Source organism: Neobacillus sp. GCM10027624 (assembly GCF_042675345.1).
Classification (GTDB): domain Bacteria; phylum Bacillota; class Bacilli; order Bacillales; family Cytobacillaceae; genus Neobacillus; species Neobacillus cucumis_D.
The window spans coordinates 50,498-63,066 of sequence record NZ_JBHTHD010000006.1 but is presented as its reverse complement, the minus strand read 5'-3'; the positions used below and the strand labels follow the sequence as shown (position 1 = coordinate 63,066).

Sequence of the window (12,569 nt, the reverse complement as noted above, 5' to 3'; positions counted from 1 at the left end):
TTCCATTTTTTATTTATTGAACTTTATAAATGCCCGGCTTTATACAACATTAGTTTCCTAACTGTCCTATTTCCTCATTTTTCCCAAATCGCAGCCCAAGAAACTCCTTTTCTAGCTTACTACTTGGTAATGGACGGCTGAAATAAAATCCTTGTAATTTAGTTCGGATACGAGTGGTAACATAACGGATTTGTTCCTCTGTTTCAATTCCCTCGACAATGACCTCCAAATCCAGCCCCTTGATAATCTCAAAAATTCCTGATAAAAGAATCGTATCAAAAGGCTGGGCCGGTACATTTTTTATGAAATTACGGTCAATTTTGATGACATCAATCGGCAATTCCTTTAAATACAGTAAGGAAGAATTCCCTACCCCAAAGTCATCTAAGGCAATTTTAACGTTTCGCTTTTTCAGATCTTTCGTAAATTGTAGGACCTCATCAAGGTAATGATGAATATCACTTTCGGTGATTTCAATTTGCAGCATCGAAGGTGGGAACGCATAATCTTTCATAACCTGATCCAGCTTTTCAATCAGGCCGCGGTCCTTCATTTGCGATTTTGAAATATTAACAGACAAGGTCAATTGATTCCACCCGGCTTGATACCATTTGCTGACTTGTTTTACTGATTCCTCTAGTACCCATAACCCAATCGCCGGCATTACTCCCGTCTCTTCGGCAATCGGAATGAACTTACCTGGAGGAATCATTCCTTTATCCGGGTGATTCCAGCGTAAAAGCGCCTCCACCCCAAGAATGCTTTTATCAGCCCCGCAAACAATAGTTTGATAATTTAATTCTAACTGATTTTTTTGCAGAGCAAATTTTAAATCATTTTCAAGTTCCAGTAAATTTTTATAACTACTGTCTTCCGCGAGATCCTGAAAAAAGAAGTATTGATTCTTTCCTTTCCGTTTTGCCTCATACATAGCAATATCGGCGCTTTGCAATAATTGTTCAATGGTTTCACCATCAGGGGGGTACATGCTAATCCCGATACTGGCCGTGACGACCGTTTTAAACGGCGGTATTTGGTATTCCTGTCCTACCTGAAATAGAATCTCTCCTGAAAGGTTTTCAAGTTCTGCTATGCTTTCATACTTTAGTAAAATAACAAATTCATCGCCGCCAAAACGGGCGATTACTCCATTCTTCTCATTTATCATAGGAAGTACCCGTGCACAAACACTCTTTAGCAGGGCATCGCCAACTTTATGTCCCAATGAGTCATTTACTCGCTTAAAACCATCCAAATCTAAAAATAAAACGGCCATTTTACTTTGATTTTGCTGCAAACGGCTAGTAAATTCCTGAAATAAAAAATAGCGATTTGGCAGTTGGGTCAGCTGGTCGTAATAAGCAAGATTAATGACTTCGCTATGTTTCTCTTCAAGTGACGACAGCATCTGATTAATCGAATGCTGCAAATCTGTTAATTCGTCCTTTGGACCATTACTAATACTGATTCTCGAATTGATATCTTTTTTATTTTGTATCGTAAATAACTGCGAGGACAATTCCCGAACGCGGGAAAGAATATATTTATTTAGCAGAAAAATCGTCAGCACGATAAAGAACAAACTTGTAAGGATTAAATAGAAAGTCAATTGTTTCACGTTGGCCAGTTTCTGTAAATAAAAATTCCGTTTATTGATTAGCCTAATTTCATACGCCTTCTTTTTAGCGTAATCTTGCAAATACAATGAACCTTCCATTTCTGTTTCACTTATTGGTTTGACAACATGCTGTAATGAAAAATGCCGCTGGTCCGTCTGATGTAAAGAAAGTGAAAGCTGGAGTTCCTCCCCAAGTTCTAAAATCGAGCCGTTATTTATCAAACGTCCCATGATTAAAGTTCCGGGAGACGGTCCCTGACCATTCGTCCGATACACCGGTTGAATGGAGGATATTGCTAGACCAAGATCTGTTGTAACCAATCGGGGACTTTCCCCAATATTTGGAGAATCCAAAAGAGGTAAATACACCTTATAAAAATCACTGTTTATTGAGAGCTGCTGATGTTTTTTAAAATCATATGCCTTTTGGAAAATGACCTGGTTTTGATTATTAATATATAGCATAAAATTGACTTCGTTATTTTCGAACGTGCCATTTTGAAGACTTGCTTTTGGGAAATCCGGATTTTTTCCTGTCAAAAAGGAATAGCTATCATCCCAGACAGCCCAATCCCGATTCGTTCGATTCAGATTATCCATATTAGATTTCAAGTAATTTTGAACTCGGTCGAGATCTTTTAACGAATTATTACGATCTAATTCGATTGAATCCTCAAGTAAAAAGGGGCGAATAAAGATGAAAAGAAGAGTGAGAAAAAGAAACATCGTAATACCTACAACCAAGAGCGTTTTTACTTTTAGTTTCATCCATCTTTTCCTTTCTATGATTAAAGGCATTAGCTGATTTGGTAGGGAATCATACTTCTAAATTGTGTAAAAAGAATACTCCTCTTCCACTTCAAATCTGTCGAAAGTTGCAGAACTTTGTATTCATATTAGTTTGATTTTATCATCATCCATGATGAATTTTTATTGTAAATTTTTTCAAATAACCATATTTAAATTTTCATTGAACGAAATTTATAAGCATGCTAGTATATATAGTAATATAATAATTCCTTTAAAAATCAGTCCAGAGAGGCTGAAAAGGGCGCGTAATAATGAAATAGGCTAAGTCTATCCATGCCCTTTTGTCCTCTGTGACGAAAGGGCATTTTTAGTATTACGCAGTACTCTTTTTAACGTAGTCCTGTGAGGCTTGAAAAGAGAATGGAAAATTCATTTACTGAATTGAGTATCCATTCCCTTCAAACATTTGTAAAAAACTGGAGGGTATTAAAAATGAACTATCAGAAAAAAACAGTTGTTGCGTCAGTAACGGGCCTAACACTAGAAGGCATGGACATTATGTTTATCTCCTTCGCCATGTCGATGATAATTGCCAACTTTCACATTGATTTAGCTACAGGAGGACTTATTTCTTCGATTACGAATCTGGGAATGCTTGCAGGCGGAGTGATCTTTGGAATTCTAGCAGATAAGTTTGGCCGGGTTCGGACGTTTACGTATAGTATTATCTTTTTTGCCATTGGTACTGCCCTAACGGGAATGGCCACGAATATTGAACAAATTTACATTTTCAGATTTATCGCCGGACTCGGTGCAGGTGGGGAATACGGAATTGGAATGACGCTTGTGGCCGAGGCGTGGCCAAAGGATAAGCAAGGAAGAGCCTCCTCTTATGTAAGTATTGGTGCTCAATTTGGTGTTATTATCGCAGCCGTGCTAAGTGCGATCATCCTTCCGGCATTTGGCTGGAGAGCATTGTTCTTTGTCGGAATTATTCCAGTTATATTCGCCATTATGGTACGTAAGAACTTAAAAGAATCACCGGCATGGCTGGCAGCTCAAAAACGCCAAAAGGCTGATAAAAGACTCGAAAAAAGCAAACTTCCTCAATTATTTGCTACACCGAGAACATCTGTGACCACCATTTCGTTAGCGATTATGGCAACTGTTCAAATTGCCGGCTATAACGGCTTGATGATTTGGCTGCCATCTATGCTGCAAAAATCACAAGGATTGTCCGTTTCAAGTTCTGCTTTGTGGACGATCAGTACGGCAGTTGGGATGTTGATTGGAATGCTGACCTTTGGTCAATTCATTGATCGTCTTGGCATGAAGCGTTCTTACGGGATTTTCTTACTTGCCTCTGCGTCTGCGGTGTTTTTATACTCGCAAGCAACAGGTGGTGCAGCAGTACTCATTGGCGGGGCAATCGTAGGGTTCTTTTCAAACGGAATGTTTGCTGGCTATGGCGCACTAATCAGCAGTTACTACCCCGTTCAAATCCGTAGTACTGCCACAAACGCGATTTTCAACTTTGGACGTGCACTTGGAGGACTGTCACCTATCTTAGTCGGCTATATTTTGCAAAAATATGATATGACCGTCGCAATGACGTATTTGGCAATTCTTTACTGCGTATCCTTTATTGTGATGCTCAGTCTTAAGAGAAATCCGCGGACGGAGGCTGTAGAATTGAAACGTGCTGGTTAGCACAATCATGGAATATACAAAAAGGGAAGCTGGCTAGGTCCAGATTTCCCTTTTTTACGTTGTTTAATATTTATTTAAAGATTAAAAAACAGACACACATTCTAAGTGCTGGTGAGTATTTACGCATTAATTATCATTTCTTCTAATTTATTATCTTAAGTGAAATGTTTTCTAACTCCATCCTTTAACCATTTCGCTGTCAATGTTTCTACATATATCATCTCTTCTGGTGTGCCTTCGAATATAATTTGTCCGCCTTGTTTTCCTCCTCCTGAACCTAATTCTATTACCCAGTCGCTGGCTGCTATAAAGTTTAAATTGTGTTCGATTATGATGACAGAATTACCTCTATTTATGAGATTTTGAAATACGTCTAAGAGTTTTCCATTATCTTCTCTGTGTAGCCCTAAGGATGGCTCGTCTAATAGGTAGATTTGTCCTTCTTTTTGTAAGTGGCTTGCAAGTTTTAGACGTTGGATTTCTCCTCCGCTTAGAGAACTTGTCGTCTGTCCCAAGGTTAGATACCCTAATCCTACGTCTTTTAGCGTATTCACTCTTTTTATGATCTTTGGTATTTTAAAATAGTTAATAGCCTCGTCTATTGTTAAATCTAAAATCTCTACTATATTTTTATCTTGATATGTATAGACAAGCGCTTCGTCTGAATATCTCGTTCCTCCGCATGCTTCACAAGGGATTGTCACCGGGTCAGCAAATGCTACTTCCGGCGTTAGGACTCCCTTTCCTTTGCAGATAGGACATGCTCCTAACGAGTTAAAGCTGAACAAACCTGCGGGTTGGCCTGTTTCTTTTGAAAATGTTACGCGAATATCATCCATTATTCCCATATATGTAGCTAGGGTCGAACGGTTGGAGATTCCTATGCCGGCTTGTCCTACCGTTATGGTTTCTGGATATCTTTCTGTGAATGCTTCCAATATTAAGGAGCTTTTACCTGAACCTGATACTCCACATATAGAGACTAAGACATTTTTAGGAATATTTACGCTTATATTTTTTAAATTATTGTTACTTGCTCTGTTTATTGTAAAATAACTCTTTATATCCCTTGGATTTTTATTTATTTCTAGCTTGTGGTTTAGGGCTGTTGCGGTGGGAGAGTTTTTTAGTCCTTCTAATTTTCCTTGATAGATAACTTCACCTCCATTTACACCTGATTCTGGTCCCATTTCTATTATTTCATCCGCTACTTTTATTACTGATAGATTGTGTTCGATTATGATTACAGTATTATGTTGGGCTTTTATCCTTTTTAGCATTTGTATTAACATATCCACTTCTTCCGGATGGAGTCCTGCACTTGGTTCGTCGAAAATGTATGTAATATTGTTTAAACTGCTCCCTAAATGACGAGCGATTTTTACCCTTTGAGCTTCGCCACCGGACAGGGTGCCCATTTTTCTTGATAGACTCAAATACCCTAGCCCCATGTCGACTAGTTGTTTTACATGTGGGATTGCTTGTTGTGCTATAGATTCTCCCATAGGATCTTTTATGTTCTTTAGTTCTTCTAGTATTTCTGGGAGCTCTAAGTGGTCGTATTCTGCAATATTTAAGCCATTTATTCTACATTCTAATACCTTTGGATTCAGGCCTGAACCTTGGCAGGTTGGGCATAATGAATGTGTTGACACCGCTAAGACATCATCTTGGGATACTTGCCTTAGTTTTGAAATGTCTCTATTTATATAAAGGCGCGTAAATCTAGGTAATAACCCATCCCACTCTGCGTTGTGTGGTCCATTTTTGGTATGAAACGGTGCATAGGCTCTTTCACCTTCTCTTGGACCATATAATAGCAGGTGGAGGTCTTCTTCAGAATAGTCCTTTATGGGTTTATCTGGATCGAATAATCCGCAGGTCATCATCCAATTTCCTTGCCAACCGGCAGGTGATAATGGCTTAAATTTCACCGCATAATCTCGAAGTGACTTATCGTAGTCGATCATCTTATTTAGGTTGGGCGTAATTACCTCCCCATATCCACCACATTCTGGACATCTACCAAAAGAACTTTGACTTGAAAAATCGGTGGCAGAACCTATTGCTGGCTTTCCTATTCTTGAAAACAAAAGTCTAACCAATGGATTTATATCCATATAGGTGCCTACTGTTGAGCGCGAATTGCCCCCTATAGGTCTTTGTTCTACTACTACAACCGGACTTAAGTTTTGCATAAGATCAGCGTGGGGTCTTTCATACCTTGGCATTTGATTTCTGACAAAGAGAGGATAGTTCAAAGTCATTTGTCTTCTACTTTCTGTTGCTAATGTATCAAAAACGACTGAACTCTTTCCTGAGCCTGAAAGACCAGTAAATACGATGATTTTTTCTTTTGGTATGTTTAAATCTATATTTTTTAAATTATTTTCTTTAAGCCCTCTTAAAATAATTTCATCTTTTATTTCTGACATTTTATCACCCTTTCTTATTTTATCTACTAAGAGGCGCCTTCAACACTTTAGACACCGGTAATTAGCAAGAGTTGGGCATTGAAAAGACCCCGAAATCGCAAAAGATTTTTTAAACGAAATCAGGGCCTGAGTAGCAAAAGTTTATTCGAACCAGCAAATGTTTATATTAAGGTTATATTTTTTTGCATCAACATAGCAACCGTCTCAACATGCGTCGTCTGCGGGAACATATCCACCGGCTGGACTTCTATGGTTTTATAGCCCCCGTCTTCAAGGATTCGTAAATCTCGTGCCAATGTTGCCGGATTGCAGGATACATAGACAACTTTTTTCGGCTTCATTTCAATAATCGTTTGCAGCAGGGCTTCATCACAACCTTTACGCGGTGGATCAACAACTAATACATCTGCCGTATTACCTTCCTTATACCACTTAGGGATTACCACTTCTGCTTCCCCAACTGCAAACTCCGCATTAGTAAAACCGTTTAAAGCTGCATTGCGCCGAGCGTCTTCAATCGCTTCCGGAACCACTTCCACCCCAAAGACTTTTCTCGCCTTTTGCGCTAGAAATAAAGAAATCGTTCCGATGCCGCAATATGCATCAATAACATTTTCATCACCGGTCAGGCCTGCATATTCGAGTGCCTTATCATAAAGCACCTTGGTTTGAACAGGGTTCACTTGATAAAAAGAAAGGGCCGAAATTGCAAACTTTACATCCCCAATATAATCGTAAATGATTTCATTTCCCCATAAAACGGTTGTTTTCTCACCGAGAATGACATTTGTTCGCTTTGAATTCACGTTATGGACAATCGATTTAATCTTCGGCAGCCGTTCCACAATTCGTTCAACAAGCTTGTTTTTCTGAGGGACATCAGATGTCCGCGTGATGATTACGACCATTAACTCACCGGTTTCCCGGCCATACCGCGCCATAATATGGCGAAGATCCCCTTTATGTGTTTCCTCCTGATAGGCAGGAATCTGAAGCTCACCGCAGATTTCTTTTACCACTTGAACAGCCTCATTAATTTCCGGAAGCTGAATGAGGCTTTCATTTGTATCAACAATTTCATGGCTTCTTGGCTTAAAAAAGCCAGAAATCAGTTTTCCATCTTTTTCTCCAACCGGAACCTGTGCTTTATTACGGTAATGCCATGGATGGTCCATGCCTAAAATTGGGTGAACCTTCACGTCTTCGAGCTTTCCGATTCTGGTAAGTACCTGGCGTACTAGATTTTCCTTATACTTCAGCTGCCCCTCATAACTGATGTGTTCAAGCTGGCAACCACCGTACTTATAGGCCTCACTGCTGTCGATTTCAACCCGGTAGGGGCTTTTTTCATGAAGCTCGACTAATCGTCCAAAACCGTAGCCCTTGTTCACCTTGATTACCTTCACTTTTGCCTTTTCTCCAGGCAGTCCATTCGGAATGAACAGCGGGTATCCATCCACTTTAGCTACTCCTGCTCCATCATGGGTTAAATCTTCAAAAACTACATCTATATATTCATTTTTACTCACGGGTAATGTTTTGCTCATTTAATTCTTCCTTTTCTCCGATTTGACTAGCAAGATTGTATCATATTATCGATTGGAATACGAAGGGCACATGGCGGATTAAGCCGATTAGAAGTAAAATAAGTCTAAACCATTCAACATAAGCAGGTGCATGATCGTGGATATTAAACATTTACAATATTTTATTGAAGTAACAAATTTCAATAGTTTTTCCCGTGCGGCTGAACATTTGTTTATTACACAGCCTACGATCAGTAAGATGATAAAAAATCTTGAAACTGAACTGGGAGTGGAGCTTTTTGACCGTTCCCGCAAGCAATTAACATTAACGGATGCCGGCCGGGTGATCCTTGAGCAGGCAAAATTAATTGATAAAGCGTTTAATAATTTAGAAACAGAACTAGACAATTTATTAGGACTTAAAAAAGGGCATATCCGGATTGGATTGCCGCCGATTTTTGACGCGGCTATTTTTCTCAAAATTGTTGGCAACTTTCATGAAAAATATCCCGGTATTACCTTTCAATTAGTTGAGGATGGCTCAAAGAAGATCGAAGAAGATGTGGCGAACAATCTACTTGATGTCGGTATCATTGTGCTTCCTACGAAAAATGAACTTTTTGAGCATTTCTCTTTTATGGAGGAGGATTTGAATCTTATCCTCCACCCCTCTCACCCGTTTGCTGATCGTTCAGAGGTTGAACTGGTCGAACTACAAAATGAAGCGTTTATTTTATTTAATAAGGATTTTGCCTTAAACGACCGGATTATTCTTTCTTGTAATAGTGTGGGCTTTAACCCGCATATTATCTCTGAAAGTTCACAGCGGTCTTTTATTGAAGAGATGGTTGCCAATAAGCTTGGAGTTTCCCTATTGCCGGAAAGTGTGTGCAAGGATTTAAATCCAAACGTAAAAGCGATTAAAGTTGTTAATCCTTCCATCAGCTGGCATCTGGCGATCATTTGGGGGAAGAACCAATACCTTTCTTATGCGGCGAAAGAGTGGCTGGAGTTCACGAAAAAAGAACTTGTAAAACATTATCATTAATTTTCTCCAAAGATGCTCCCGCCCTGGGTCATCTTTTTTCCTATTATCCCCAACTATAAATGTTTTTGCATAACTGAAAGCATTTACATAGATAAAAGCTATACTACTGATAAAATATAACCATTTTACTTCCAAAACCACCGGGCGTACACTTAAAAGCATGTTAGAAACACCCTTTAATAACTTGGAAATAGTACTTAACCACTAGCTACCCCTCAACAGATTAGACTATATTCCAACTTGAAAGGAAGCAACCAGATGAACGCAAAAAAAGTAAAAGAAAGCCGCATTGTCAATACTGCACAAGTATTATCATGCGATTTAAATAACTATAATACATTATTCGGTGGAGTGTTAATGAAAAAGCTCGATGATGCCGCAACCTTATCGGCACGAAGGCATTCACGGGAAAAAGAATGTGTAACAGCTTCAACCGACTCAATCGATTTCTTATGTCCGATCCACCAAACAGATTCAGTCTGCGTCGAATCGTTCGTTACCTATACAGGAAAAACATCAATGGAAGTATTCTGCAAAGTCATTGCCGAAGACATTATGACCGGTGAACGCCGAATCGCAGCAACCGCTTTTCTAACCTTTGTTGCATTAGGGGAAAATAAACGTCCTGTGGAAGTTCCCAGCGTCATCCCGGAAACTGAAGAAGAAATATTTCTCTTTCAAACCGCGAAAGAACGTGCGGAAATGCGAAAAATCAGAAGACAAAAATCGAAGGAATTAGCCGCCTATATTTCACTTAAGAAACCTTGGGACACTAAAGAGGAGGAATAATAATGATTACATTATCCAGTCTTGATGAGTTAACAGAAGCTAAAGAAGTTCTTAAAACATTAAAAGCAGAATATCCGGTCCTTTTTGAAAAGCTCCAGGATATGATCAATCTTACCAGGGCATTTCAATTTAAATATTATTATATGGGATGTTTGATTATGGGAGAAGATCCGGGAGAACATACACCTAAATTTGTTTACGGTTCTGTCCTCAGACTCTATAAAAGAGAGTTACAAAAGTTATTAGCTGATGCTGATATTGAGGTATTAAATCAATTGTTTACAGATTTTAAAAACATCGGGTACTCCAAGATTAGCCTTTTAGTCCTTGGTCATGCGCCTGAATCATTAGTCGGGTCCTCAAGTATTCAATAATACTTTTAGGATATAGCAAAGGTCTTCCCCTTAACGGAATTTAAATTCCACCTCTGCAAGGAAAAAACAGGAACTACACCCCAGTTCCTGTTTTTTTATCAAAAAGCGCACCTTACTAAAGGGGGCGCCAAATAGAACTTATTCCTTCATTGCTGCAACTTTCTCTTTTACCTCTTCAATATTTTTCATCTTGTTATCCCAGCATTTTTGGCTTAGATCGACTGGGTAATCTGTTGGGTTCATGGTACGCTTGTACTCAGGCCAAAGAGCGTTAAGATTTTGTTTCAGATACTCCCGCGAATCTTCCAGACATGGAATTTCGTACATAAGGTCACCCTTTACAAAGATATCTTCATGAAGCTCTTTTGCCGTGTAGTTCGTGACCACCTTATTGATATACGTATGAGTAGGATGGAACATCTTCAACCTCTTTTCCGGAAGCTTCTCACCCTCCATCGCAATATAATCCCCTTCAGCATGATTGTTCTGATTATTAATAATTCGGTAAATTTTCTTCATGCCCGGTGTCGTCACTTTATCCGGATTAGAGGAAATTTTAATTGTATCCTCCATTTCCCCCTGCTCATTTTCAATCGCGACAATTTTATACACAGCGCCTAGCGCTGCCTGATCGTATGCAGTAATCAGCTTCGTACCTATTCCCCAGCTTTCAATTTTTGCACCCTGGGCTTTTAAGTTTATGATTGTATACTCATCCAAATCGCTCGATGCAAAGATCTTTGCATTTTCAAAGCCTGCCTCATCGAGCATTTTACGCGCTTCTTTTGACAAGTAGGCCAAGTCACCGCTATCTAGTCGGATTCCAATGAAATTAATTTTATCGCCTAATTCTTTCGCCACTTTAATCGCATTTGGCACACCCAGCCTTAGCGTATCATAAGTATCAACCAAAAAAACGCAATCTTTGTGTGTTTCAGCATATTTGCGAAAGGCCGTGTATTCATCCTTATAAGCTTGTACCATTGAATGGGCATGGGTACCCGAAACCGGAATTCCAAACAATTTTCCCGCCCGGACGTTACTAGTTGCCTCAAAACCTGCTAAATAAGCCGCTCTTGTTCCCCAAATAGCTGCATCCATTTCTTGTGCCCGTCTTGTTCCAAATTCCATCGCCACTTCATCGCCGACTACTTGTTTAATCCTTGATGCTTTTGTCGCAATCAATGTTTGGTAATTCACAATGTTAAGCAATGCCGTTTCAATTAATTGCGCTTCCCCTAGTGGGGCATCCACACGAATGATTGCCTCATTACCAAAGACAAGCTCTCCTTCTTTCATCGCACGAATCGTTCCTGTGAATCTTAACTCCTTAAGATAACTTAAAAAATCATCCTCATAACCAACTTCATTTTTTAAATAAGCTAAATCCTCTTCACTAAAACGGAAGCCTTGAATATATTGAATCACTTTTTCTAATCCTGCAAAAACAGCATAGCCATTCCCAAACGGAAGTTTTCGGAAAAATAATTCGAAAACTGCACGTTTATTATGTATTCCGTCTTTCCAATATGTCTCAGTCATATTAATCTGGTACAAATCGGTATGTAAAGTCAAGCTATCATCATGATAAATGTGTTTCATCATAGACCTCCGAATTGCTGCATGAGCATTTTTACCATTTTAATTATTCTACCATTTTAATGACTATTTAACCATAGCGCCAAGCGATTGTTCAAAATGCCCTAAAGCCCATTCATGTCCTTTTTGATTAAAAGAAGCAACAGCTTCCTTATAGACCACAATTTTAAAACCTTTATTATAAGCATCAACCGCTGTGTGCAAGACACAAATATCGGTACATACTCCGACAAGATGCACCTCTGTAATTCCTCGTTCCCGGAGTTTAATCTCTAAATCGGTACCGGCAAATGCAGAATATCTAGTCTTATCCATAAAAGCAACATGATCATGAAGCTTATTCTCTTCATAAACTGTTTGCAGCCCACCAAACAAATGCCGTCCATCGGTTCCCCGTAAATTATGTGGCGGAAACAATTTTGTTTCGGGATGGTATTCATCCCCTTTGTCGTGAACATCAATGGCAAAAACAACATAATCATCGTTTGCAATAAATTCCTTTGTTAAAGCGATGATTTCTTCTTCAATCGCCTGCCCTGGCTCACCACAGGTCAACGCACCGTTCTCTGCTACAAAATCATTGGTGTAATCGATATTGATTAATGCTCTTTTTGACATATTTCGTTCACTCCTTCACAATCCTGTCTTGACTACTGTCTTTCATCCATTATACACAAAATTCTATTTTATCTCACTAAAAAATCCGCTCCCAAAGGAACG

Annotated in this window: 9 protein-coding genes; 4 read left to right on the top strand and 5 right to left on the bottom strand. The window is 39.1% G+C overall.

Annotated features, from left to right (window positions below):
* Positions 1-49 precede the first annotated feature (49 nt).
* The gene (locus ACFQZ9_RS10825; protein ID WP_498943775.1) at positions 50-2,386 is read right to left on the bottom strand and encodes an EAL domain-containing protein; all 2,337 of its coding nucleotides are present in this window, start codon (positions 2,384-2,386) and stop codon (positions 50-52) included.
* Positions 2,387-2,860: 474 nt separating this feature from the next.
* Here ACFQZ9_RS10825 and ACFQZ9_RS10820 point away from each other — a divergent pair, with 474 nt between their 5' ends.
* Positions 2,861-4,078, top strand: a complete 1,218-nt coding sequence (locus ACFQZ9_RS10820; protein WP_498943774.1) for an MFS transporter — start codon at positions 2,861-2,863, stop codon at positions 4,076-4,078.
* 155 nt (positions 4,079-4,233) lie between these two features.
* On the opposite strand, the gene ACFQZ9_RS10815 is transcribed toward ACFQZ9_RS10820, so the two are convergent.
* Positions 4,234-6,513, bottom strand: coding sequence for an ATP-binding cassette domain-containing protein (locus ACFQZ9_RS10815; protein WP_498943773.1), 2,280 nt, complete (start codon positions 6,511-6,513; stop codon positions 4,234-4,236).
* Positions 6,514-6,674: 161 nt separating this feature from the next.
* Complete coding sequence (rlmD, locus tag ACFQZ9_RS10810; RefSeq protein WP_498943772.1) at positions 6,675-8,060, bottom strand: class I SAM-dependent RNA methyltransferase family protein; 1,386 nt, start codon at positions 8,058-8,060, stop codon at positions 6,675-6,677.
* 136 nt (positions 8,061-8,196) lie between these two features.
* Between rlmD and cidR the strand changes: the two genes are divergently transcribed.
* From cidR to ACFQZ9_RS10795, 3 genes are all read left to right on the top strand, one after another.
* Positions 8,197-9,087 (top strand): LysR family transcriptional regulator, encoded by an 891-nt coding sequence (gene cidR, locus ACFQZ9_RS10805; RefSeq protein ID WP_498943771.1) that lies wholly within the window; start codon positions 8,197-8,199, stop codon positions 9,085-9,087.
* 258 nt (positions 9,088-9,345) lie between these two features.
* Positions 9,346-9,876 carry an acyl-CoA thioesterase gene (locus ACFQZ9_RS10800; protein WP_198312980.1) on the top strand — a complete coding sequence of 177 codons (531 nt, stop codon included), beginning with the start codon at positions 9,346-9,348 and terminating at the stop codon, positions 9,874-9,876.
* A 2-nt stretch (positions 9,877-9,878) separates the two neighbouring features.
* Positions 9,879-10,250, top strand: a complete 372-nt coding sequence (locus ACFQZ9_RS10795; RefSeq protein WP_198312979.1) for a hypothetical protein — start codon at positions 9,879-9,881, stop codon at positions 10,248-10,250.
* 138 nt (positions 10,251-10,388) lie between these two features.
* Here ACFQZ9_RS10795 and ACFQZ9_RS10790 read toward each other — a convergent pair whose 3' ends face one another.
* The gene (locus tag ACFQZ9_RS10790) at positions 10,389-11,852 is read right to left on the bottom strand and encodes a nicotinate phosphoribosyltransferase (protein WP_498943770.1); all 1,464 of its coding nucleotides are present in this window, start codon (positions 11,850-11,852) and stop codon (positions 10,389-10,391) included.
* Positions 11,853-11,915: 63 nt separating this feature from the next.
* A complete protein-coding gene (locus ACFQZ9_RS10785) occupies positions 11,916-12,467 on the bottom strand; it encodes a cysteine hydrolase family protein (RefSeq protein WP_498943769.1) in 552 nt (183 codons plus the stop codon).
* Between the last annotated feature and the right edge of the window lie 102 nt (positions 12,468-12,569).

Excerpts from the sequence above, each read along its gene's own strand:
- ACFQZ9_RS10790 (WP_498943770.1), bottom strand. The coding sequence starts at position 11,852 with ATGAAACACATTTATCATGATGATAGCTTGACTTTACATACCGATTTG.
- ACFQZ9_RS10815 (WP_498943773.1), bottom strand. The coding sequence starts at position 6,513 with ATGTCAGAAATAAAAGATGAAATTATTTTAAGAGGGCTTAAAGAAAAT.
- ACFQZ9_RS10785 (WP_498943769.1), bottom strand. The coding sequence starts at position 12,467 with ATGTCAAAAAGAGCATTAATCAATATCGATTACACCAATGATTTTGTA.
- rlmD (WP_498943772.1), bottom strand. The coding sequence starts at position 8,060 with ATGAGCAAAACATTACCCGTGAGTAAAAATGAATATATAGATGTAGTT.
- ACFQZ9_RS10795 (WP_198312979.1), top strand. The coding sequence starts at position 9,879 with ATGATTACATTATCCAGTCTTGATGAGTTAACAGAAGCTAAAGAAGTT.
- ACFQZ9_RS10820 (WP_498943774.1), top strand. The coding sequence starts at position 2,861 with ATGAACTATCAGAAAAAAACAGTTGTTGCGTCAGTAACGGGCCTAACA.
- ACFQZ9_RS10825 (WP_498943775.1), bottom strand. The coding sequence starts at position 2,386 with ATGAAACTAAAAGTAAAAACGCTCTTGGTTGTAGGTATTACGATGTTT.
- ACFQZ9_RS10800 (WP_198312980.1), top strand. The coding sequence starts at position 9,346 with ATGAACGCAAAAAAAGTAAAAGAAAGCCGCATTGTCAATACTGCACAA.